A 24,853-nucleotide genomic window follows, 5' to 3' on the forward strand; every position below is an offset into this window, starting at 1 on the left:
ACAGCTGACGAAGCCTTAGCCTTTTTCAGCATAGTCATAGAGCAATAATCCTTTGACACGCGCGAAACCCCGCTCATTAATGCGAGAGGATGTGATGGAACAAGGCTGCCTATTCAACCGAATTGAAACAAGAAATTAAGAGCTCGGCAACAAGCAAAACGCCGCCCAGGAGCTGGGAGGCGCGATCCAGGTCTTCAAGGTGAATATCAGCGGAATCGTAAGCATCCATCAATACTTCAATAAATTGGATTTTTTACATCCGAACAAGAATGCAAATAATTAAAACCGATTATGATCTTCAATGCCACTTGAATAATTCTAGATAGGGAATAGTACAAATTCTTCTTTCATACAGTACCTTAAAGATTGATGAAGGAGATGCTGCCATTGTTAGATCAGTCATTTGTAGCTCGTTCTTTAGAAGAAGTTAGATTTTGGTCTCGAATTATGAAAGAGCATTCTCTTTTCCTTAAACTGGGTTTCCGTTGTGAGGATACCCAATTAATAAATGAAGCAAATCATTTCTATGCCATTTTTGAAGCCATCGAAAATAAATCCAATGCCTTCACCATTGGAACAGATCCCGCTGTAATTAAAAGATTTAATGAAGAAGTGCATACTGCGGTCTCATATATTTGGGCTTTCAAAAGAAAAGTACTCGGTTTAATACTGACGTGTCAACTTCCGGGTGCAAACAACTTCCCATTGTTGGTCGATCATGTGAGCAGAGAAGCTAATTATTTCAGAAATCGGTTGTCGGAATTAAATTCCGGTCGGCTTGAGCCGCTGCCTGATGCAATAATTGACGAGAATGTTTTCTTTTTAAGAATCATGGCTGATCACGCCAAATTCATCAGTCATTTACTTGATCCTTCCGAGCGGCAGCTAGTGGAACAAGCAAATAATTTCAGTCAAGAATTTGATACTTTACTATTTCAAGCAAAGGACTTGGAATCTATGCGTCCTCAATCGCAAACGGTTCCGCTGCTTGACCAATTTCTTGATCAGAACAGGGTGTCAGTTAAATCGCTTCGTGACTTTAAGAGGACAGCCCGAGACCTCATTGAAGCCTGTCGTATAAAAAGTATCATTCATCCGTTATTAGCTGATCACGTATTTCGGGAGGCCGAACATTTCCTTGTAATCATCGATATGTTTGAAAATAGCTTGACCGGCAAACCTGCATAAGCAATCTTGCTTAACAGAAGCTTACAAAGCTGCTCAGGCTGATGAACTAATGATCCTCCATCTTTTTAGGCAATATTAGTTTTTTCAAAGCCGTTCTTGCGTATTGTCCTTCTCCATCCGTCCACCCATTTATTTTTCTGAAATCAGTATTGTCTGTAATCTGGTCTATGTTACCGATCAAGCGTGTTTCTGCTAACAGCTTCATATCGGCATCTACAATTTGATTCGCAATAAGTCTGGCAACTCCTTCACCATTCATCACTTTGAAAGGGCGATCATAGAAGTATGAAACATCATTAGGAATCTTCTCTGTGACCTTTAGTCCGTTGTGCATCTTTGATAAATGTTTATAAGCATCATTAAATGCATGCTCACGTTCTCGCCATGTAGTTGCCGTTTGCGCAATCCAAAGATAAGGCATTAGTTGATCACTGCATTTAAAATGCTTGAATGCTGTACCAAACCATTTCGGATAAGGGGCATATTGACGCTCCATTAGGAAACAAAGGTTTATGATATCACGGACAAGACGTGAGGCAATAATCGCTGAGCCAAGTTCGTCGCCTATAAAGCCTGAACGAAGCATTAGATGTTCTTCTTGACCGATGCGTTGCCAACTTGATGCCATTAAGTACAACCAAACATCTTGAGGATAATAATCGAATTGATTCCTTAAATTGTAAAGTAGTCGATGATCGTCCCTGTAAACAGCTCCTCTAGTTATCTCAAGAAGAGACTGCGAAGGAAACGTAAGCCAATCCACTGGCTCTATTGGTTCATCTCTGTTAATAGCCAAGCAGCCTTCAATGAACTTTGGCACCGTTGTAATTACGCTCATTCGTACATCAACCGGAAAGCCATAAAACCGTTCCGGAGCTCGTGCGTGTAAAGATCCTTGTATTTGGTCGGAATACCCGATATCTTGTTCGTTAAGAAATAGATATACTCGAGGTCCCCAATCGTGATCAGTTGACATTTCCGTATCATAGCCAAGCACTTCACTACCGGGACCCATTAGAGCCGATGAATAGGACAAGTAAGGATAGGTGTCCGTCAAGACCGGCTCAACGACTTCCATATCAAATCGGCGACATAATTCTATTCCATTTATAAAAGGCATTCTTGATTCCTCCACTTCAAGTGAACAAGACATCCATTCAATTCAATTTACACATTATTACAACATAAATGAAATGCAAATGTACAGTTGCCTCTCCTCGATTATTTTACCTTCCGGAAACTCGCTTGAGCTTCTCAGCAAAAAAGCAACCCCGACCATTAGATGATCGGGGTTACTCGCCTAATTAAACTTAATAACCAATAGATTATTACCATCTAGTATAACCGGACTGGCAAAATGGATTTCGTTAGCGGTGATCCGGTATTCCAAGTTAACGCCTCCCGATTGCATGTTAGTTACCGCGTTCGTTCGCTCTTCGGAGAGCTTGAGTACGAGGAGCTCCAACCTGCCGCTTATCACATGAATCAGTGCTTGTTCCAAATTTTGCTCGAATATTCCCCAGCCCATGTCGAGCGACCAGAAGGTACGGAACACGCCATTCGTCGTTTGTACGGGGCTAAAGCCGATCATGCCTTTGACCATATCGTATTCGAAGCCGCTGAACGCCTGCAGCAAGGAATAGCTGGCCATCGATCTGGCATAGTTGCTGCCGCATTCGATCTCGTTCCATGGATTGCGCTTCTCTCCGTCGTAACGTTCGCGAATGGCCTTCACGATGGAAAGGCCTTCTTCGACGAGTCCCTCTTGAATCATATGAGACGCTGCTTGATATTCGAAACCTGTCATCGTTTCCGAGTTATACGTAAGCGGAATCGCCGGCTTGCTTACGCCTTCCGGCCAAGTGCAGATGACGATTCCGCCTTCGTCATTCAGCGAGAAAAGCCGCCAAGTATTCGCTTCATGCCTCATACTTGGCTTGAAATTATTCCGATATAAGGATTTCAAAGCTGTACGCGTTTGATTCTTATCGAAGATCTCGCCTAGCCCGCTCAGATTGGCATGCCACTGGGCTACGACCTGATCAATAGCGCACCCTTCTGCGATCTGGTATTTAATTTCTCCCAGTTCCTCGTTCCAATAGGTATTAAGGGTCTCATCATCGAAACAGTCTACTACGGATTTATTAGACAAATTGATTTGCTGAATATAATACTCACCATTAAATAAGCAATCATCGACCCACCGTTTGCCCTTTTGGAACAAGCCTTCGAATTCGTCCGCCGTTACCTGTTCGCCCAAGAACGCCGCCATTTCGGCGCCTGCCTTAAGAGCAGCCAAATAAAAACCGCTCAGCCAAGAATTCGGTCCGTACAATTCCATATCCAAGGTGTGATGTTGCCTGCCTTCCAGAATACCCTTCTTGTCGGGATCCCACTTGTCTTCGTTAGTATCCGCCCACGCATACGTGATGGATTTCTTGATTTCCGGCCAGTTGGATTTAAGCCATTCCGTGTTTCCGGAAATCTTCCAATCGCGATAAGCTTTGATGACCCCGCCGAATTGACCGTCCGCGCAGGCTCGATCATCGTTTCTCTTTCGTCCAATTGGCAGCATGAGCCGGAATGACATTCTACCGTCTTCGTCCGCGTTGTATTTGTAATCCAAATCCCGCATGCTGCGTTCCAAACCCGGGAACAAAAAGGGCAGCGAGTAAGCATAGTTCCATACATGCGTGCAAGAACCTTCACAACTGCCGACATCCTCGATGCAGCCTTCAAATCCGTAGAAAGAACCGTCAGTCAGGCGCAATACGGTTGGCGATTTAATGACGGACAAGTTGGCGGAAACCGCGTCTTTGACAACCGCTGGCACCGTCGAAGAGAATAGCGCTTCTTTGAACTTAATCGTGTCTCCGTACAGGCGATCCCAATGCTCGAAGGCATACTTCGCGCTTGCACGGGAATCTTCGAACAGTGTTCCATAATAATTTTTCCAGCTGTTTGGTCCTTGCGGATTCGGGTTCCAAAAATTGTCCACGTTGGGAAAATGCCAACTGATTGTGTATCTGATCTTCTTCTTCTCTCCGGGCGCAAGCTCTATATGCGCAGCTAGCGATGCCGAGTCCTTCCTAGCCTTAGGCTGGTCTGCCGCATCATACTGCCTGTTCTTCATACGCCCCGGTTGTTTGAAATCGTGCCAAAACATCTCCAAATTATCGCACCATCCGCCTCGGTACCAAAACTCTTGATAACTGACGTCTGCCGCATCCGTAGATATGGTGATATCTCCGAAGCTAGGATCATCCTCGCCAAACTGATTGGTTCCTAGCTTGATCATATGTATGCTCTGTCCTTGCGACCCTTTGATTTCGCTATATCGGTGATAGACCTGTTCCGTCGGAATGGGATTTCCGACCGAGAGGCATAGCGTGTATATGATTGGTACTTTGTGCGTATTTTCAATTTCCCACTCGAAGAATGCCGCCGGAAGGCTTGAATCGTCTGCTTGCAGCGGAATGAATGGGTTAAAGGCAAGCAATCGCACCCGTCCCGGAAACGCTGATTCCGCGAAAGACATGTTCGCCAACGGGAATTCGCCCCTGAATTCAACCTCTTGGAAATGTGGCATGCCTGCCATCGTCTGGCTTTCAGGCCCGTAGCCATACCCGCTGTGCAAAGGAGCACCGCGAAGATGCTCCCCCATGTAGGGAGCTTGCATGTCGCCGTTTAACACCCGAGCGTCCAATAACTTGCCAGCATGCTCCGCCTTAACCGCGAAGTGGCTAAAACCGTTGAAGCTCTTTTTATTGGGGCGATTAAAGATTTCCCAGTCCACCAATCTGCCATTGCCCGCCAAACCGATACATCCGCTGCCTATTCCTCCGAGCGGAAAGCTGATTTCCCTTGTTTTTTCGCCAATGTATACGTTTTCCAAATGTTTAGCCTCTCTTCATCTATGATATACTTAAGCAACGTAATCTACTAATCATAATGGGAAAGCAACTATATTCCTTTATATATTCGTCTTCATTTTTATGTATAAAACAATCATCTTTTGCTTATGAGAGAGGTTATTACGGATGAGATTAGAAGACCATGCCATAGCCCCCTATATTCGCAACTCGGATTATGCGATCCGGCAGCCGTTTATGCTAGGAGAACGCAATCTGCTGGACTACATCCTTTTTTACGTCCAAGAAGGCCAGTTTGAGATTCAGATTAACGGTCAACTGCACGCATTAAAGGAAGGAGATCTATGCCTGCTTCAACCAGGCGACGTGCATACCATTAAGGGAATTACAAATACGATTAATCCGTACGTTCACCTCGATTTTTTCTATAATCCGCTAAGGGAAAGCAGCTTCATCACCCTTCCCGGTCAAGTGGACATGACTTCGTATGCGTCTTTCATGCAGCCTAGACTGCATGATTTCGAGGCGATTCGAATCCCCTTCAAACTAGAGAAAGACCATGCGTACATGCGGGATCTTCTATTTAAAATGATTGAATGCTGGCAGCTGCAAACTTTGTTGGGAATCATGGAAGCCAATCGACTTGCCCACGAATTTCTGACCGCTCTATTCAAACAATACATGAAGCCTCAACCTGGCTCATTATCCCGCCAGCCATTCCTGAACTGGATCTTATCTTATTTCGCATTTCACATCTCTGAACCTATCAACGTAAGCGATATGGCAAGAAGGGCCTGCCTTTCGCCTTCTCGATTTACCGTGCTTTTTAAACAGCAATTTGCCATGACTCCCTATCAATACTTGTTGAAATTACGAATCGAGCATGCGCAGGAACTATTGAAGGAAGGTCTATCTCTCCAAAAAACGAGCGAATTTTGTGGCTTTACGGATGTTCATCACTTCTCCAAAACATTCAAATCCGCTACGGGGATCAACCCCGGTCAATATAAAAAAAACCCGAACTGCCTAAGCTAGGCTAGTTTGGGTTAATATTTTATATGCATAATTAATCCCCTCCAGAGACAAATTAACCATGAATTGGAGTGGTGATTCATGAAACTTACAGAGAAGGTACTTACATCGGATCTTGCAGAGAGTGAGGCTATTCTGAAGGATATCCTTCACAATTCGTCTGATGTGGTATTCCGGAAGCTTCAAACGGATGGTCAAACACTGCTTTTCGTATACGTTGATGGCTTATGCGATACTAATTTGGTAGAACAAATCATTCTAAAACCCTTTTTATACAAAGGGTTTCCGGGCGATAGCAACGAGGATTCCCATTTTTCTCAGGTGGTTCAACGGCTGATGCTTCCGGTATTGAAAGTATCCTCGGTAACGATTGCCGGGAAAGTAGTCGAGGGAATTCTTTCGGGTAACGTGGCCCTCCTCGCCGAAGGCGAATCCGAGGCCATGCTGGCGGACTTCCAGCACTACCAAGAGCGCAGCGTCGAAGAGCCTTCTAGCGAAGTCGTAGTCCGTGGTCCTCGTGACGGCTTTACCGAGTCTATTCGAGTAAATACGAGTTTGATAAGAAGACGGCTCTGTACCCCCCAATTGGTCAACAAGTCTTTCCAAGTCGGGGAAAAATCAAGTACAAAAGTAGAAATTATCTATCTGCATGAGGTCGCCAATGAATCCATCGTGGAAGAAGTAATACGGCGCATCAGTCAGATCAAAATCGATGGGGTCCTTGAATCGGGATACATCGAGAAGAAGATCGAGGACACTCCGTATTCTCCCTTTCCACAAATTCAGAACACCGAGCGTCCCGATGTCGTGTGCAGTGCTCTATTGGAAGGCAAAGTGGCGATTGTCACAGCGAATACGCCTTTCGTGCTCATCGTTCCCATGACCTTCTGGACCGGTCTTCAAGCATCGGAGGACTACTACGAACGAGCGGTTTTCACGACGCTTGTGCGTTGGGTCAGGTATTTTATGCTCATGATCGCACTGCTGCTCCCGTCGATTTACGTTGCTCTAACGACCTTTCATCCGCAGATTATCCCGACAGTCCTTCTTATCAGCATCGCAGCAGCAAGAGAGGGCGTGCCCTTTCCAGCCGTTGTAGAAGCGCTAATGATGGAGTTTATGTTTGAAGCCCTTCGTGAAGCCGGAGTCCGGCTGCCGAAAACGGTAGGTTCAGCCGTCAGCATCGTAGGCGCCCTAGTCATCGGACAATCAGCTGTAGAAGCAGGCATCATCTCCGCTCCCATGGTCATCATTGTAGCTACTACCGGCATCGCATCCTTTGGAATACCTCGCTACAATTTGGGAAATGCGTTCCGGATTCTCCGTTTTCCGATGCTTCTGCTAGCAGGATTTATCGGAGTTTACGGAATCCTTGTCGGGATTACGGTGATCCTCATCCATTTAACTTGCCTGAGTTCATTCGGCGTTCCGTACCTCACCCCTGTAACTCCCGAAATAGCAGGCTTTGACAAAAGTCTTATGCATCGCGCGCCGAGATGGAACCTCCGTCGTCGTCCGAAAAAAACGACAGGAAATAACGACAATCTCACTTAATGATGTTCAGGCAGCCGAATTTCCAAAAGAAGGTGATGGTTCATGTATCGTAAATTCGGGGTTGTCCTAGTGATGTTACAACTTCTCACGATTGCTTGCTGGGATCAGAAGGAGTTGAGCAACCGGTCCATCTGGATTGGCTCAGGTTTTGACCGTGCCCCGAATCGAGATATCATCCTGAGCGGGCAAATACTAATACCAGGCCAACAGAGCCAAGCAGGAGGAAAAGGTAATTCCTCCGGTAACAGCACCGGATTTTTCATCGTTTCAGGAAAGGGTAAAAATGTAAGCCAAGCAGCGGGTGAATTGCAGGGTAAGCTTTCTCGCCAAGTGTTTCCTAGCCACCGAAGAGCTGTTTTTATCGGGGAACATTTCGCAAAGGAAGGGATTACCGACCTGCTGGATGAGCATACCCGTAATCCAGAAGTCAGGTTGCGCACAGATATCTTCGTCGTTAAAGGCAGCACAGCCCGGGAACTACTCCAATCCGGATATCCCTTGGAGAAGATTCCCGCGATCGGCGCTTATAAAATATTGGAGCTTACCAGCGGCATGAAACAGACGACGTTTATGCGATTTCTGAGAGCAGCTAGTAGCGAAGGCGCTAGTCCCGTAATGCCCGTGATTTCTTTGGAACAAAAAGACGGCGAAAATCAAGATGCAACAAAACAACATGCTTTTCGGATCAATGGTATGGCCATTTTTGATAATAAGCTGAAATTGAAAGGATTTATCCGTCAAGAGGAAGCGCTGAATGTGAATTGGATTACAGGTGTTCTGAGAAGCACAACGGTAACAGCCCTCATTCCGAATGGGCAAGGAAGTGTCAGCTTGCACCTCTCGCGGGCTGGTCGCAAAATTCGAACGGACGTCCAAAACGGCAAGCTTGTCTTTCACGTCCGATTGACCGGCAAAGGAATGATTCGCGAGAACCAAAGCCGGCTTAATCTACGCGATCCTGAAAATGCCAAGCTGGTCAAGCAAGCTCTGGAATCCGAAGCAGCAAAAGAAATAAAACAGATCATATTCAAAATGCAAAATACATATCGCGAAGATATTTTCGGCTTTGGTGAAGTATTGCATAGAAGAAACCCTTCTCTTTGGAAAAAATGGAAAGGAAACTGGAATGACCATTTTACTATGGCAGAATTTGATGTAAAAGCGGATTTTACGGTAACTCAAATAGGGCTGACTGGGCCTGGCTTACATTGGCGGGAGGAGGAAACAAAACGATGAACAAGCCCAAAATATCTGTAAATCAAGTGTTTTGGATGACGTTTTCGATTGAAATGGCGATGACCTTGTACTTGACCCAATCGCTTGTCATCCACACGGCGAAGCAGGATGCCTGGATGTCTTTCCTGATCGGGGGCGTTATAGCCTGCGGAATTACACTCCTATCCGTGGCCTTGGCTCGTTTATACCCAGACCAGACTCTCGTCGAATTCAGTCGGACGATTCTAGGCCGGTGGCTTGGAAAAATAATTGTCGTTCCCTTTCTGGCGATGTGGATATTCATCTCGAGTACTCTGCTTCGCCAGTTTTCTGATTTTTTCCAAATGATCATGTTTGATCAAACACCTACAAGCGTACTGATGCTTATGATGATGTTGATCGTATCTGGCTTGGTATGGACTGGAGGGATTGCATCGATTGCGCGCTGCAGCCAGATCGTAGGTCCTATTATTATGGTAATCGTCGTTTTGATCATATGCCTAAGCTTTAACAACTTCGAATTTGAGCAAATTCTGCCCGTCTTTAGCGATTCCGGTGTCGGAGCGCTTATTCGAGGAAGCCTGACACCTGCTTCGGTATTTGGTGATGCCGTATTCCTTCTTATGTTGACTAAGTTCATGGAGAATCCTCGTCAAGGAACGAAAAAGGTCGTATGGGGCGTTGCGGTAGTCTCAGTCATTTCCTCCGTCCTGACCTTGACGGCTTTGTCAATCTTCGGTCCTGCTTTAGCGTCCAAAATGCTGTTCCCGACTTTTGAGATGATACGGTACGTCTCACTCATGGAATTCATACAAAACATCGAAATTTTTTCAACGGTTATCTGGTTCTTTAGCGTATTTATTAAATTAAGCGTTTATTTATTCTCGACATGCTACGGGATATCCCAATGGTTAGGCTTGAAGCATTGGACTCGTTCAATCTGGGTGATCGCACCGGCAGTGTTTCTTATCGCATGGAAGTTTCCTCAAACTGGACTTTATGCATCCAAAATTCAGGTTCAATTGGGGCTTCATTACTTCATGCCGATCGTGCTGACCGGCATCCCCCTCCTGCTGTGGATTGTTGGCACTGTACGTAAGCGTTCGCGTCACACTAGACATGTCGATCCATGATGTGAGTGGTACGGAAAGGTTTAATATGTTGGCTGTTTATACTTATACGATGTAGAACATTCGTTATACGTTACTTTGTTTGTCTTTTCTTATTTTCAAAGCTATATATAAATATATTTATCTGTATTATGCTATTTCATAATTTGTTTTATATATGACTCAGACCTTAGAATAGGGATACATCAATAATCAAATACTACTGGGGGATAAGCAAATGTCAAAAAAAGTGTTGACCGTTGTCATTAACCATACGGATATTCATGAAGGAAAAAGGACAGGGATATAGCTGTCAACATTTGCAGCGTGATTTTTATGAATGAAAAAAAAAGTAGCAGCCGTTTGCCACAAACCGTTAGGTTTAGTGGTTGTTGCTTTATCGATTTGATAACCTCTTGTCTGGGGCAAAAGAAATGGTTCCCGGTAAGCATCCTCCTTTCCTGCTGGGATACGAGCTTCGTGATCTTGGAGCGCCATTCGTGGCAGAGCTGATCTATAGGTACTTTTAAGTGTCTATATAACTAAAAAGTACGTACTTACCAATAACATTTATATGGTTATATAATAGCACTCATGAACCGGTCAAAAAAAATTAATCTCAGGAGGAATAAACATGAGTCATACGATTGCAAAATCATCAGCTTCTGGTCATGAAGCAAAACCAAAAACGGGCACATGGGCGCTTCTTGCGCTTGCAATTAGCGCATTCGGTATTGGAACAACAGAATTTGTCCCTGTAGGTCTTCTTGCTTCTATTGCAGAAGATTTAAACATCGGTATCACGTTAGCCGGGCTTCTTATTTCAGGTTATGCCATCGGGGTCGCTGTCGGAGCGCCTATCCTTACCGCACTCACCAATCGCATGAGCCGCAAATCCTTGCTTATGACGCTCATGGTTGTATTCATCGTCGGAAACATTGTCGCCGCACTCTCTCCATCATTTGAACTTCTACTTGTTGCTCGATTCATCACGGCCTTCTCCCATGGCGTCTTTTTCTCCATTGGAGCGACCATTGCAGTTCAATTAGTATCACCAGAAAAAAAGGGTAGTGCCATCGCGCTTATGTTTACCGGACTTACTATCGCAATTGTGACCGGTGTCCCTCTCGGAACATTTATCGGACAGGCATTTGGCTGGAGAGCAACTTTTTGGGGTGTTGCCTTGCTTGGTGTTATTGCGATCATTTCAAGCGCTGTGCTTATCCCAAAAAATCTAAAACAATCTCCACCATCCAAATTATCAGATATGTTCCGACTGCTTACAAATGGGCGATTGATGCTGGGCTTCCTTATTACGGCATTCGGTTATGGAGGAACCTTTGTCGCTTTCACTTATCTAACGCCTCTTCTACATGATGTAACCGGCCTAAGCCATGGCTTCATTAATATTCTTCTGATCGCCTATGGTATCGCTGTAGCATTTGGTAACTCTTTAGGCGGAAAACTAGCAAATAAAAACCCAATACGCGTATTATTTTGGATGTTTATCGTTCAAGCGGCTGTATTGGTTCTGTTAACCTTCTTAGCTCCATTTAAAATAGCTGGCATAATTGGTGTCATTTTAATGGGTCTGCTTGCCTTTATGAACGTGCCTGGTCTTCAGTTATATATTGTTCAGCTTGCCGAAAAGTATGTGCCATCGGCTGTTGATGTGGCTTCCGCAATTAATATTGCAGCATTTAACATCGGTATTGCTGTTGGGTCAATAGTAGGCGGGATCGTTATCGATTCGCTGGGTCTTGTGCATACGCCATGGATCGGTGCAATTATGGTTGCCATCGCGATTATACTCTCAGGTATTTCGGCAAAGCTTGAACGGAATTAATGTAAGGGGGAATTCGAATGTTTAGCAATCATCAATCTTACCAAAGCATGTACAAAGAAGGCGAGCTAACGCTTGGTCTCCATATTCCGCTTGAAAACTATCAAATGAAAGCTCCAACGATGGCTAATCAAATTGAGTTGGCGCAGACTGCTGAAGCCTACGGTTTTACTACACTATGGCTCAGAGACGTTATTTTGGAAGATCCGCTTTTTGGAGATCCTGCTGTAGGACAAATTCATGATATTTTGATTTTTGGCACTCATTTGCTTAGTCAAACCAAAAAAATCGCGCTTGGAACATCTGCGCTCGTGCTTCCTCTTCGCCATCCGTTAAGGCTGGCAAAAGAGGTCGCTACGATTGAAGCGCTTTTTCCCGAAAGGCTCATCATGGGGATCTCTTCCGGCGATAGGCGTGCTGATTTCCAAGGTCTTGGAGTCGACCATCCGAGCCGCGGCATTCAGTTCCGTGAATCCTTGTCCTATCTCGAAAAGGCACTCTATGAGCATTATCCTAAAATCGACTCTCGTTATGGTCAAATTCAACAGGCGACTCTCGTTCCGAAACTAGAGCGAAGAATCCCTACTATGATAACCGGAGTTGCCCAGCAAGAATTTGATTGGCTTGGTGTCCATGGTGACGGGTGGATGTATTATCCGCAAGGACCAATACGACAGTCAGAAGCCATAAAAGCATGGAGAGAGTCAGCAGCTCGCCAAAATCATACCGAATTCCGACCATTTTCCATGCCTATGCATCTCGACTTAGTAGAAGACCCAGATGAAGATGCTACGCCGATTCGGCTAGGTTTTAAAGTTGGTCGCAATAAATTAATAGAATTGCTCGGATTATATAAAGACATTGGCGTAAATCATCTCTTTTTCGCTCTTTTTGATAGTCAGAGACCAGCTGATGAGGTTATACAAGAACTGGGAGAGTTCGTATTGCCACATTTCCCGCCACACAACGTCAACGGGTAATATAGCATTCCATTCATTCATGGCCTACCTTTTCCCTATTAAGTCTTACATTTCTATGAAAGCCTATATGAAAACATCAAAAAAAACACTCGGATATATTTCCTATTCCGAGTGTTTTTTGATTATTACTACATAACATTCAGTTAAATAGTTAATGGCTGTTTAATTTTTCACGGTCAGTGCTTGTACGACATCGTCGATGTTCATGCTGTCAGAGATGGGCCCGTTAAGCATCCAATGCTTTGCCGATTATGGTCAATCCTCCTAAATGAAAAAACCTCTTCATATTAGTCAAATTCTCTCGTTCCACCCCATTCGCTATTACAGCCTTCAGAGCATTCGCCATAGAAACGTTTCACACGGCTTGTTGGTAGAATGGCGATTAATGGAGTCGCATCTTTTACAAATCACATAATCAAGCTCCAAATCATCCTTCGCTTTGTTACATCCATTTCGTCACAATAAGAGATAAATGCACAAAAAAAGCCTTTGGATCGCTCTAAACGGCTCACCTTATTTCTTTCTTGGTTTAAACCAGCTTATTAATGATAGGAGCAAAGCCGCTGCAACCATCGTGATCGGCAGTGCCCAAGGCCATTGAATCAACACGCTTGATACCCATGGAAAATGAATGCTCACTGCGCCTCCCTCCTGCGTTTCCGCTTACCGAACAATGACAGCATAAGAATGATTCCCGGCAAGACGATATACATCGGAACCACAACAATATTCGCAATGCTGCCCAGCCAAACCTCTAAATGTTCGGTTAGATTGTTAGCCATTGACATTGCCATTACATATGCAATTAACGTAGTCATCCATATGGCTAGTCGATCATTGGACGAATAGGTCAGATCGCGAATGCAAAGTACTGCAGCAAACAAGTAAACGGATATCTTAATGAAGGCTGAGCAAATAAAATACATGGCTCCAAAAACCTCCATATTTTCTAAAAAGTCGGCAACGCTAGTCATTTTCAATATGGTAAAGGCAGGAAAGACCATTTTCTGGAACAGATACTCTCCTAATGCGGTTATGGCTAATACATCAAATAATACGATAAATAAACCGGCAAATAGGGTAGCCCCAATGCTGATGCGCCCTAAATATCCTTTTTTCTTAAGCATGCACCAAAATACAGCCATGGCAAAACATTCTCCATATGTCGTCGTTATGCCTACCGGCCAAACATTGTTGAGTACTCTGCCGAATCCATCGGCTAGCACGGGCCTTAGATATCCGCTGTGCAAACTGCCCGAAGACAAAAGCACGATAGTTTCAAACAAAATAAATAGGATCAGCACCGGCAAAAGGACTCCTGCAATTCTAAACAAAACTTCAATCCCAGCGTACAATATATACAAAATCAATAGAATCAGAACGCCTATGAAGAACCATTCCGGTGTTTTTGGAAGTAGCGTCAGCGGGAGCAGGAATCTAAGGTCGCATATGATACGCGCAGCGGTATAGATGAATAATAGTGGATAAAGCCAAGCGATCGGCGTTCCGAGCCATTTCCCTAACCTTCTTTGAAACCATTGCACAAATGGATCAAAATGATTGAACTTGGCGATCGTGACATAACCCGCAATGAGTATCCCACCCAACAATGACGATATCATTACGGTAATCCAAGCATCGCGTCCTGAGTCGGAACCGGAGCCGAAGATTACCGTTGTCCCGAATTGAAACAAAACCATGAGTGAAAACAAATGATAAGACGATATATTTATCATTTAATATCCTCCCTTGTACTGCCGCCTTCGAGTAATCCGGTTTGCACGACTTTTAATTTCGCCAAAATATCGACTTTGATGTCAGGAAACAAGGTTGACCAATTTTTTGAATAATATTTATTCCACGATTGAGGGTCTTGTTGATAGATGGCTTGTCCAAAACCGAAAACATCTGAATGTAATTTTTTCTGTACTTTCGCACATAACATTTCAACTCTTTTTTTTACGGCATCCGTAAATAAGCGGTTTAGCATTTTCCGATTAGAGGCTGATTTCAAGTCAAGCTTCGTCGTATTTTCAATGATGGTCAGCGAGGATGAAATGTTGATGGCCATCTTAAGCGCACCATTCCCTTCAATGGGTGATATTTTACTTTTCACGCTCGATATTTCCCCAATGACGTGTCCGCCGCCGAGCTCTTCCGGAACGTTCACGGCGACTACGCCGTCTTTCATCTCATTGCGTATCCATAGCAAAGCCATCGTTTCCGTCTCGTTTAGCCACCCGATGAGTCTGTCTTCTTGAAAGATGGCTGCGCCCTTGGAAACCATTAAACTGGTTGAGTTGGCAACCCATTTCTGAGGAGGGGCAATCGAGATTAATGGAGCATATGCTTCCTGTCCTACATCCGTCAACATAGCTAAAAACCTGCTTAATTGAACGGAGGAACCCACATTCATCTTCAACTCTCCCCTTATGACTTCAGAGACAAGCTTCTCGAATTTCGGTTTGTAGCTTAGTAAATCTGACGCTTCTGATTTTGTGACAATGACATAGCTCTTTAGCTGCGACTGTCTGTTGCGAATGAAAAAATCGGTAATCGGGAACATCCCATGCATCGCTAGCGACTCTCCGATGACGATTATTCGATTATGGGAGAAAAAAATTTTTCGGGAGAGCTTTTTTTGCAATTTTTGAAATACTTCCGTCACGGTCTCCCCTTCTTCCGAAACGACCCAGCCGGCGGTTGCTTCGAGCCCTGAGTCTCCCCCGTCGTTCGAGGATGAGGTGCCAACAAGCCGTGGAACGGCAAGGAGAAGAGTCACTCGAATGAGGTTGTTCTGCACCAAATCAACGCCTGTAGCGGCAACGATAGCAATATCGTTTACTTCCCTTCTGCCCCAACAACCGGAGAGCAGAATAAAAGCGAGTACAAAAATGATCGTTCGATTGATCAAATGCAGCATCGGCAACTTTTCCTTTCGAAGTACTCGTATCGCCTGAAAGCAGTCTTATCCTCATTCTCTCCCTGCCGTTTACGTTCGTTTTTCTCTATTACGGTTCCACCAAGGCACTCGCATGAAAACATCCTTCACGCCAACGAAATTATTCATCGTAGACACGGGGGTAAGATAAGGCACACCGAAGGATTTCAATTTAGACAAGTGAATAAGTAAAGCGAGCATAAAAATGAAAATGCCGTATAGGCCGAGAGTCCCCGCGATGATCATTAAAGGAAAACGAAGAAATCTAATCGCTAAGCCTTGGCTGTAAGTCGGAAAGATAAAGGATGCAATTCCTGTAAAGGATACAACGATAACAAGAGAGGCTGATACGAGACCTGCTTGCACGGCCGCTTGTCCGATAACCAATGCCCCAACGATGCTTACGGCTTGTCCCACTTGGCGAGGCAGTCGTATCCCAGCTTCCCTTAAGCCTTCAAAAGCAAGCTCCATAATGATAGCTTCCACGATAGCCGGAAAAGGCACAGCTTCCCGAGATGAAGCGATACTTAGCAAAAGGTCGCTTGGCAGCATTTCCTGATGCATCGTCGTTATTGCGATATACATAGAGGGAAATATAAGGGCGATCAAGGCCAAAAAAAAGCGAAGCCAGCGAGTAGCTGTCACTATAATATAGTTTTGGCTGTAATCCTCCGCCGCTTGGAGCATCTCAAACGTTGTATTAGGTGCGATTAGCGTAAATGGCGTATTATCGACGAGAATAACCACTCTCCCCTCGGCTAGTGCAGCCGCAGCTCGATCCGGGCGTTCGGTAGGCATCATCTGTGGGAAAAGGGAATGACGGTTATCCGCCATAAGCTCCTCGATAAATCCGCTTTCAAGCACGACTTCCAAATGAATGTTTTGAATCCTCGCTTTTACTTCGTCGATTAGGCTTTGCGCCGCAATTCCTTCAACGTACATGACCGTTAGTTTTGTTCGGGATAGTTCGCCGACCTGATAAGATTCGCTCTTTAATCTTGGCGTTTTTAATCTGCGTCTAATTAAGGTGGCATTAATCTGAATACATTCTGTAAATCCATCTCGCGGTCCCCGTATGACTGGTTCTGACGACGGCTCTTCGATGGATCTCGTTATAATGGAAGTCATTCCAATTAGAAGAGCGCCTGGCACGCCATCGACCAGCAGAAGAACCTCTCCATTTAATATCGCTTCTGTTGCTTGATCCTCGTTCATGATGACGTTGATTTTTTCCGTCGGCAGCACCTTGTGAATCAACCCTGCCCATTTGCCTTTTTCCCATTCTTCTTCCGAAAGAAAACATGAAAGCAGCGGCTGAAGCAATTGTGACTCTATCCGATGCTCATCCACCATGCCGTCTACAAAGACAAGTAGACAGCTTAAGTCCCCTCCCAAGCGGATGCTTCGAAATACGATATCATCGCATCGATCGAAAAGAGTACGAAAACGTGCGTCATCGCTGATCAAATTACCTGAAATAATGCCTTTTTCGTACTGCTCAGCCACTTAAATCCCCTCTTTGCCGCTTTGCGATTTGAACAGAAACATCAATTCCATTATTTGTGTCACCATATTATGACAAAATTGATCTAGAAATATTCACCACCTAACATTAACAGCCATTGCTATAGCAGCAATGGCTGTTTTGATGCTTTGTCTTCTACATTCTAGGGTGACTTTAACCCCCCCATTTAGGATTGTCTACGATTTCAACTTTGCCGTCATTTTCTACAATTAATTTTCTATAGCCTTTTGATTCAATGGTTCCATAATCATGACCTGCATCCGCTCTAAAGACAAAGAAAGTAATCATGGGCTCATCGCCCACATTGATGCTTCGGTGAGCGTATCGCCCCGGTACATAAACGGCTTTTCCCGGGGTCATTTCTTCGGCGATCCAATCACCTTCAGGATTTTCCATAAGCATATAACCCTTGCCTCCCAGGCAGTAATAGACTTCGGCTGTATCTAGAATCGTATGAAAATGTCCCTTAGTCATGTAATATTCGTTGCCTACTTTGCCCGGATATACGATGCTTGTGCCAAATAACAAGTGACCGTCTTTTTCCGGCATCTCCAATTCGAAAAATTCATATATCAGCGTATTCTCGTTTTGGATCATGGCTTCCAGCGCTTCACTGTCTGAAAACATGCCTCTCATATTAGATAGGTATCGCTTGGTCGTACTCTTCTCGTTTGACATACCGCTGATCAAATCAAAATACATCGAAAATGGTTTAACTGATATTTCCTTAGTCATCCTAAACACCCCTCGGTCTTTGATTTTGTTATTTAATGCTTTCCGCAATTTTCGCGCATTTGTTCAGCAAGTCACCTTTTATATCGATATGGAACACTTCTTCAATAACCTGGGTCCAACCGTGTATGAAATAAATCCAGCCGTCTTCCACATGAAGATTTTGCTCGTCTTTTTGTTTTAAAGCTTGAAACATAAAATCAAGCTCACCACGGTAATTCAGCTCCCAGACCAATCCGTTTTGCGGATAGATGCCCTGATCCGTTAACGGGGATCCTGGTCTGTCTTTGCCAAGTCCCGTGGCATTTATAACCATAGAATGGGGCTTAAGTGCAGCTAATACCTCGTCATTTTGGGCAGAATCCGGACAAAGATGATACTCCAAGATAACATCCGTGTGTATCTGCGACAGCAGCTCCTTGGCTGAATCTAATCTCGGCTTGCTGCGGTTCGTAAGAATAATCTTCGAAGGCTTATTATTGCCATGCTCTTTTTCCGTTAAATAAGAGCTAATCGCAAGGGCGCTTCCCCCGCAGCCTAAAATCAATACTTCACCGCCGTGGTCAGTCCAATAATTGTCCGGTATAAAAGCTTCCATCGCTAATCCGCTCGATATCGGATCCTTCGCGTAACCTTCCAATTTCCCATTTTTCTTGGAAATCGAAGAAAGCTCTTTGAACATTTGCGCATGGGGATCCAAATAGTCGAACAGGTCGCTGGCGGCATGATAGAGATCGATTTTATGAGTAGTCACCAAAGCGCCAAGTGACAATTCATCGTTTTTAATAAATTCCACGACTTCTCTGTACGCTTCCGGTTTCGCGTGAATGTCGATATCGATTCCTTTGATTACGGCACCATTCAATCCAAGGGCTTCTGCCCACAGCGGGAAAAGTTTCATGATGGACGATTTTATTGTCGTTACCCCAATAAAGTACATCGTCGGCTGGGTTGCTTTAGATGGTAGATTCATATTCATTCTCCTAAACGTATTTGATGAATGCAGCGTAACCACTTACTTCATTACGTAAATCACTTTCGTAAACGGATATTTGCGGTCAACTAGATCAACGAACACTTGCGGAGCCTCAGAGAGATTAAAGATATGAGTCACTAAAGGTTGAAGCCTTAAAGCTCCGCTCTTCGCATAATCGATCGTTGCTTGCCATTCTACGCCAGGGAACGGAGCGCTGTAAGAATTCCAAGAGCCGACAAGGGTAAGCTCATTTCTCACTATGCATTCGAAGCTTTTTGGCGGTAAGACAACGTCCCGGTGAGCGGTTCCCAGATAAAGAACACGGCCTTTCTTCATGGCAATTCTCAAGCATTGCTCCTGTGTTTGCACCACTCCTGCGGTTTCTACCGCCACATTGACTCCTTTACCTCCGGTCAACTCCTTCATTTTCAGGACAGCATCGAGTTCACTAGAATTCAGGCATAGATCAGCGCCCAATTGCTTCGCTAAGTCAAGCTTATCCGGAGCGACATCTGTCGCAATCACATGTGTTGCGCCCATAATTTTGGCAAATTGTATCGCAAAGAGTCCGATTGTCCCGCAGCCTAGTACCCCAACCGTATCGCCTACGTTGATGCCTACGCGCATCATGCCATGAAGAGTGACAGCTGCTGGTTCTACCATGGCCCCTTCGATAAAGCTCATGCTATCCGGCAATCGGATCAGGTTTCTAGACGGAGCAACCGCGTACTCCGCATATCCGCCATGCGTTCGGGAGCCGAGATAATTGTAATCATCACATAGACCGTAATCACCCGCTTCGCAAAACTTGCATCTTCCGCATGGGAGAATCGGAGCAACGGCAACCCGGTCACCCGGTTTGAAATCTTTCACGTTAGCTCCGACCGCCGCAACTTCGCCGCAAAACTCATGGCCGGGAATAGTCGGAAAGCTGTACGTTCCGGTCTTCATCACACGTCCCAAGTCGGAGCCGCAAACCCCTGCTGCCCGTACGCGCACCAGAACCTCGTCCTCATTATAGGATGGCACCGTTACCTCCTCATATCGTAAATCGGCAGGCGCATGCAAGACAGCAGCATTCATAACCTTGATGTTCATATGCTTCCTCCTAAAAGTTAACGTTCGGATGTAATAAGAGCCTTCATGCCTGATCCCTGTGCCGCATAGTCTAAAGCGGCAACGGTTTCTTCGATCGAAAATTTTGCTGTAATGAGCGATTTAACATCTATTTTGCCTGTGGAAATCATGTCCATAGATTTGTGCACATCCAATAAGCTGGAGCCTGTAGTGGCAGTCACGAGAAGCTCTTTATAGTGAATGAGATTTGTATTTAAAGTCACATATTCCTTGCCTTTCGGTAAGCCTCCGAAATACGAGACCCGGCCGTGATAACCTGCAACTTCAAGCGCGACCTTCTGCATCTCGGGATCGGAATTAGAAGTGATCACGACGTCCACGCCGAAACCGTTCGTTATTTTATCGATTTCTTCCTTCAAATCCGATTCGCGGTTGTTAATGACGATATCCGCTCCGTATCGTTTCATTTTCTCGAGGCGCGAGTCCGATCTTCCCGCAACGATAATGCGTCCGCCGGCCATTTTGTTCATCATGACATGTAGGGCGCCGATTGGGCCGGGTCCGATAATAAGAACCGTATCGCCCGGGACCGTTTTATGAGATTCGTAGGCGTGCAGCACGCAAGAAAGCGGTTCTGCCAAAGCTGCCTCTTCGTAGCTTACATGGTCCGGGATTCTAATGACGTTGCTTACCGCAAAGGAAGGGATTTTCACATATTCAGCAAAGCCGCCGTCCATGCTGATTCCGAAAGCTTGATAGTTCGGACAAAGCTGATTGTAGCCCCGTATACACATATGGCAGGTGCCGCAACCTACGTTTGGCGGCAGGGCGACCCGTTCTCCGCCTTTAAAGCCATTGACATTCGATCCGATCTTGACTACCTCACCGGAGGTTTCGTGGCCAAGCACGCGTTTTACACCTTCGGGAACTTTGAAGTGCCCGTGCCTATAGATGCGGTTGTCCGTTCCGCAAACGGAGCATGCTTTGACCTTAACAAGCATCTCGTTTTCTTGAATTTCCGGGATTGGCACATCTTCAACACGAATGTCGCCGATGCCGTAATAATACGCTGCTTTCATATAAAAGCCCCTCTCTAATAGCATTTCAATCAACTGGATTATACAAAATTTTATTCTATTAGGTCAACAATAAAATATTATTTTATTTTATTCATGACATAAGACTCCCCCGTCAAAGTAGCTGCAGCCTACTTTGACAGAGTCAACTACTAGATGCTGAAGTCACTTCTCTCTCGAACTGCGAAGCACCTTATACGTTTCTTCCATATAATTTAATGTTTGAGTGGAATTTTTCGCTGCGTAGGATGCGTAAATCAAATCAAGCACCAAGATTTGGGCTGTCTTGGATGCCGCAGCCTCCCAGTAAAGCGCAGATCCATCGTTAGACGATTTGGCTGACGTGAACAGAGAGATGTCCGAATACTTCGTTAAAGGTGAATCCTCAAAGGATGTAATGCCAATCGTGCGAGCTCCTCTCGATTGAGCAAGTTTCATGGAATCGATGACATCCTTCGAACGGCCTGAGTTGCTGATTCCAATCATCACATCCTCGGGGCCAGCAATCGCGGCGCTCATCAGTAAAGAGCTTTGGTCCCCAAGCAGCATGCATTTCTTGCCAGCACGAGTGAAGCGCAAAACGCCCGATGCTGCGGCTGCCTTCGAGGAACCCATGCTGCTGAAGAGAATCACATTTGCTTTGTCGATTGCTTCTACCGCTTTGCCTAGCTCTTCAAGGTTTATGCGCTGCTTGGTTTCCGTCATCGTCTGCACGTTACGGTACAGCACTTTCTCAAGAATCATTTCCATTGTATCCGTTTGAGTAATGTCTTCATAAACATACTTCTCTTCAGCTGCTATGCTAGAGGTATCGTTCATCGTTAATGACTCGGCGATACCGATTTTCAACTCCCGGTAGCTATCCAATCCAATCTCTTTGACAAAACGGGTAATTGTGGATTCTGCCACGTTGCATGCAGCCGCAAGTTCCTTGGTCGTAATGATTTTGCACTGTATCGGATTTTCAATAATATACTCCGCAATTCGGCGAAGAGCAGGATTTAAATAGGCTATTTTCTTATTAATAAGTCTAAAAACGTCCTGGTATGGGGCTTGGTTTCCTTCTTCCATTTGCGGTGCACCTCGTATCATGAATATTCACCAGGATTTTCATCCATCCTAAGGGGCGATACAAACTATTCTATTCAAGTAGAACCTATTTATCAACTCGAAGCCCCCCTTTTCTGCAAGAAATCCATCATCTCCGTTTTTTCTTCTTAAGAGAGTCGACATAAACGGCTGTTACGATAACAAGTCCTTTGATGATCATCTGCCAATACGACGATACATGCAGCAAATTCAGCCCGTTATTCAGAACCCCGATAATGAGCGCACCAATGAATACTCCGCCAATCTTACCTATTCCCCCGGAGAAGCTTGTTCCGCCTAAGACTACGGCCGCTATGGCATCCAACTCGAATCCGCTGCCGGATGTCGGTTGGGCGGATGACATTCTCGCAGCTAAAATAACTCCGCTTAATCCTGCCAAAAGCCCTGATAGCGTATATACCATCATTTCAATCTTCGAGATGCGAATGCCTGAGAACTTTGCAGCCTCGCGATTCCCTCCTACAGCATATACATGTCTTCCGAACTTTGTTTTATTTAATAGGAATGATGTGAGCATAAGGCAGATAATCATAATGATAACCGGTACGGGTATGGGACCGATATATCCGTTTCCGATAAAAGAAAGCACATCATTATTGAAGCTCATCGGCCTGCCGCCGGTTAGCACGTACGATAAGCCTCGTGCCATAATCATCATCGATAAGGTAACAATAAAGGGAGGTATCTTGCCCTTTGTAATAACGAACCCGTTTATTAGACCAAGCACGCCGCCTATTAACACACCGCCCGCAAGAGCCGGGACGATGGGCACGCCCATAAACAGCAAACCTATCGTAATCACTTGGGAAGCAGCGAGAAGCGATCCGACAGATAAGTCAATGCCAGTAATCAGTATCGTAAAAGTCATTCCAAACGCGATTATAGCGTTAATAGAAATCTGTCTTAGGACGTTTAATATATTGCTGGTTGTCATAAACGTCGAAGTCGTTAAGGCAAAAAAAACAATGAGGCTAAGAAGGGCAATTAATATGCCAGAGTTCGAAATGAAATACTGCACGGCGGGATTTTTTTTCCATGAATCCTTCTTCTTTAGGGGTGCTTGGCTAAAGCGTTGATAGTTGGCTTTCATTTTTTAAACCTCCAGTTGCGTGAGTAAGAATATTCTCCTGGGTAATCTCGCTTTCCATCGTTAATTCACCACTGATTTCCCCTTGATTCAAGGTTATCACTCGCGTACTCATATTGATGATTTCTGGGAGCTCAGAAGAGACCATCATAATGCTTACTCCCGACTGCGCCAAAGCCGACATAATAGAGTAAATCTCTTTTTTGGCGCCGACATCGATCCCGCGGGTAGGCTCATCTAAAATCAATATGCTAGGCTTCATGGCTAGCCATTTGGAGATGATTGCTTTTTGTTGGTTCCCTCCGCTAAGATTCATTAATTTCTGCTCGGGCGAAGGCGTCCGGATCGATAGTTTAGCGATATATTCATCCACCAATTGATCCTCTTGTCTCCTGTTCACCTGAAACAACTTGACTAAAGAACCAAGCACGCTGAGACTGATATTGAAAGAAACGCTTTGAATAAGGACTGCTCCTTGCTCTTTCCGGTTCTCCGGCACGAATCCGATTCCCGCTTGTATCGCTTCCCAGGGATTTTGAATGCTTATCTTGTCCTGATTAAGATAGATCTCGCCGCTGACGAGTTTGTCGATTCCGAAAATAGCCCTCATCAGTTCCGTTCTCCCAGAGCCCACCAACCCGTAAAATCCGAGAATTTCACCCTTGTGCAAGCTAAAGCTAATATTTTTCACTCGCGTGCCGCACCAAAGATTACGAACCTCGAAAATTTTCTCTCCCCGCTGCATAATCGGCTTTGCATAAATTTCCGACAATTCTCTTCCGACCATCATTTGGACGAGTTCCGAATAGCTCGTATCTTTCATGCTTCTAGTGCCTATATAATTGCCGTCCCTTATGATCGTTACTTTGTCCGCGATTGCAAACAATTCCTCCATTCGGTGGGATATATAAATAACAGAAACGCCCTTTTGACTCAGTCCCCGTATCGTATCCAACAGTTTCACGACTTCCTTCTCCGTCAACGATGATGTTGGCTCATCCATAACGATGATACGATTATCTTTGGATAACGCTTTTGCAATTTCAACCATTTGCTGTTGCGCAACCGTTAGATTGCTTACATACTCGCCCGCATCGATATCCAATCCAAATTGATCGAGAATTTTCTGTCCGAACTGAGTAATCGCTTTCGAATTTACAAGATGGAATGGGCCCTTCGAGGGCTCTCTTCCTAAAACAATATTTTCAGCTACCGTCATATTTGGCGCGAGGCAAAGCTCCTGATGAATAATGCCAATCCCGATACTTTCTGAAAAACTTACATCCTTAATCTCCACTTTCCTACCGTCAAAGTAAATTTCTCCTTCGTCTGGAATCAATACTCCGCCAAGGATTTTGATCAGTGTCGATTTCCCTGCCCCATTCTCGCCAAGCAGAGCGTGAACCTCGCCTAACTGGACATCAAGGCGAACGTTGTCAAGCGCTTTGACTCCCGGGAAGCTCTTACATATATTTTTCATTTGCAATAGAGGTGTATTGTTTTCCATAGGATACCTTCCTTTATTACAGAGTACAA

At 44.9% G+C, this 24,853-nt stretch carries 20 protein-coding genes; 7 read left to right on the forward strand and 13 right to left on the reverse strand.

The annotated features are described in order from the left end of the window. Positions 1-387: 387 nt before the first annotated feature. Positions 388-1,188, forward strand: a complete 801-nt coding sequence (locus tag ADU23_RS26330; RefSeq protein WP_442950628.1) for a DUF2935 domain-containing protein — start codon at positions 388-390, stop codon at positions 1,186-1,188. Positions 1,189-1,234: 46 nt separating this feature from the next. On the opposite strand, the gene ADU23_RS26335 is transcribed toward ADU23_RS26330, so the two are convergent. Together ADU23_RS26335 and ADU23_RS26340 are read right to left on the reverse strand one after the other, a co-directional pair. Continuing rightward, entirely contained in the window at positions 1,235-2,308 is a 1,074-nt protein-coding gene (locus ADU23_RS26335) for a DUF4037 domain-containing protein (RefSeq protein ID WP_053376472.1), read from the reverse strand. A 180-nt stretch (positions 2,309-2,488) separates the two neighbouring features. Beyond that, positions 2,489-5,083 carry a GH116 family glycosyl-hydrolase gene (locus ADU23_RS26340; protein WP_053376473.1) on the reverse strand — a complete coding sequence of 865 codons (2,595 nt, stop codon included), beginning with the start codon at positions 5,081-5,083 and terminating at the stop codon, positions 2,489-2,491. Between the two features lie 145 nt (positions 5,084-5,228). On the opposite strand from ADU23_RS26340, the gene ADU23_RS26345 reads away from it, so the two are divergent. From ADU23_RS26345 to ADU23_RS26375, 6 genes are all read left to right on the forward strand, one after another. After that, on the forward strand, positions 5,229-6,095 hold the full coding sequence (locus ADU23_RS26345) for an AraC family transcriptional regulator (RefSeq protein WP_053376474.1): 867 nt from the start codon (positions 5,229-5,231) through the stop codon (positions 6,093-6,095). A gap of 78 nt (positions 6,096-6,173) precedes the next feature. Next, positions 6,174-7,646 carry a spore germination protein gene (locus tag ADU23_RS26350; RefSeq protein ID WP_053376475.1) on the forward strand — a complete coding sequence of 491 codons (1,473 nt, stop codon included), beginning with the start codon at positions 6,174-6,176 and terminating at the stop codon, positions 7,644-7,646. A gap of 42 nt (positions 7,647-7,688) precedes the next feature. Next, positions 7,689-8,882 (forward strand): Ger(x)C family spore germination protein, encoded by a 1,194-nt coding sequence (locus ADU23_RS26355; protein ID WP_053376476.1) that lies wholly within the window; start codon positions 7,689-7,691, stop codon positions 8,880-8,882. After that, positions 8,879-9,994 carry a GerAB/ArcD/ProY family transporter gene (locus ADU23_RS26360; protein WP_053376477.1) on the forward strand — a complete coding sequence of 372 codons (1,116 nt, stop codon included), beginning with the start codon at positions 8,879-8,881 and terminating at the stop codon, positions 9,992-9,994. The genes ADU23_RS26355 and ADU23_RS26360 overlap by 4 nt, the downstream gene beginning before the upstream one ends. Positions 9,995-10,604: 610 nt before the next feature. Further along, positions 10,605-11,816 (forward strand): MFS transporter, encoded by a 1,212-nt coding sequence (locus ADU23_RS26370; protein ID WP_053376479.1) that lies wholly within the window; start codon positions 10,605-10,607, stop codon positions 11,814-11,816. A gap of 17 nt (positions 11,817-11,833) precedes the next feature. Further along, the gene (locus tag ADU23_RS26375; protein ID WP_053376480.1) at positions 11,834-12,793 is read left to right on the forward strand and encodes a TIGR03571 family LLM class oxidoreductase; all 960 of its coding nucleotides are present in this window, start codon (positions 11,834-11,836) and stop codon (positions 12,791-12,793) included. A 513-nt stretch (positions 12,794-13,306) separates the two neighbouring features. On the opposite strand, the gene ADU23_RS33980 is transcribed toward ADU23_RS26375, so the two are convergent. The 11 genes from ADU23_RS33980 to ADU23_RS26425 form a co-directional block, all read right to left on the reverse strand. Continuing rightward, complete coding sequence (locus ADU23_RS33980) at positions 13,307-13,432, reverse strand: hypothetical protein (protein WP_269433135.1); 126 nt, start codon at positions 13,430-13,432, stop codon at positions 13,307-13,309. Next, positions 13,429-14,529, reverse strand: coding sequence for a GerAB/ArcD/ProY family transporter (locus tag ADU23_RS26380; RefSeq protein ID WP_053376481.1), 1,101 nt, complete (start codon positions 14,527-14,529; stop codon positions 13,429-13,431). Before ADU23_RS26380 ends, ADU23_RS33980 begins: the two co-directional genes overlap by 4 nt. Further along, positions 14,526-15,716: a Ger(x)C family spore germination protein gene (locus ADU23_RS26385; RefSeq protein ID WP_053376482.1), complete on the reverse strand. Its 1,191-nt coding sequence runs from the start codon at positions 15,714-15,716 to the stop codon at positions 14,526-14,528. The genes ADU23_RS26380 and ADU23_RS26385 overlap by 4 nt, the downstream gene beginning before the upstream one ends. Before the next feature lie 69 nt (positions 15,717-15,785). Continuing rightward, entirely contained in the window at positions 15,786-17,240 is a 1,455-nt protein-coding gene (locus tag ADU23_RS26390; RefSeq protein WP_053376483.1) for a spore germination protein, read from the reverse strand. Positions 17,241-17,412: 172 nt separating this feature from the next. After that, positions 17,413-17,994 (reverse strand): glucose-6-phosphate isomerase, encoded by a 582-nt coding sequence (locus ADU23_RS26395; RefSeq protein ID WP_053376484.1) that lies wholly within the window; start codon positions 17,992-17,994, stop codon positions 17,413-17,415. Between the two features lie 28 nt (positions 17,995-18,022). Continuing rightward, the gene (locus ADU23_RS26400) at positions 18,023-18,964 is read right to left on the reverse strand and encodes a shikimate dehydrogenase family protein (RefSeq protein WP_053376485.1); all 942 of its coding nucleotides are present in this window, start codon (positions 18,962-18,964) and stop codon (positions 18,023-18,025) included. A gap of 42 nt (positions 18,965-19,006) precedes the next feature. Beyond that, a complete protein-coding gene (locus tag ADU23_RS26405) occupies positions 19,007-20,065 on the reverse strand; it encodes a galactitol-1-phosphate 5-dehydrogenase (RefSeq protein WP_197286109.1) in 1,059 nt (352 codons plus the stop codon). A 17-nt stretch (positions 20,066-20,082) separates the two neighbouring features. After that, positions 20,083-21,123: a zinc-dependent dehydrogenase gene (locus ADU23_RS26410; protein WP_053376486.1), complete on the reverse strand. Its 1,041-nt coding sequence runs from the start codon at positions 21,121-21,123 to the stop codon at positions 20,083-20,085. Between the two features lie 162 nt (positions 21,124-21,285). Continuing rightward, complete coding sequence (locus ADU23_RS26415; RefSeq protein WP_053376487.1) at positions 21,286-22,191, reverse strand: MurR/RpiR family transcriptional regulator; 906 nt, start codon at positions 22,189-22,191, stop codon at positions 21,286-21,288. Between the two features lie 127 nt (positions 22,192-22,318). Next, on the reverse strand, positions 22,319-23,320 hold the full coding sequence (locus ADU23_RS26420; RefSeq protein ID WP_053376488.1) for an ABC transporter permease: 1,002 nt from the start codon (positions 23,318-23,320) through the stop codon (positions 22,319-22,321). Then, positions 23,295-24,824, reverse strand: a complete 1,530-nt coding sequence (locus tag ADU23_RS26425) for a sugar ABC transporter ATP-binding protein (protein ID WP_053376489.1) — start codon at positions 24,822-24,824, stop codon at positions 23,295-23,297. Before ADU23_RS26425 ends, ADU23_RS26420 begins: the two co-directional genes overlap by 26 nt. Positions 24,825-24,853 lie beyond the last annotated feature (29 nt).

The organism is Paenibacillus sp. FJAT-27812 (genome assembly GCF_001273905.1).
Taxonomy (GTDB): Bacteria; Bacillota; Bacilli; order Paenibacillales; family Paenibacillaceae; genus Pristimantibacillus.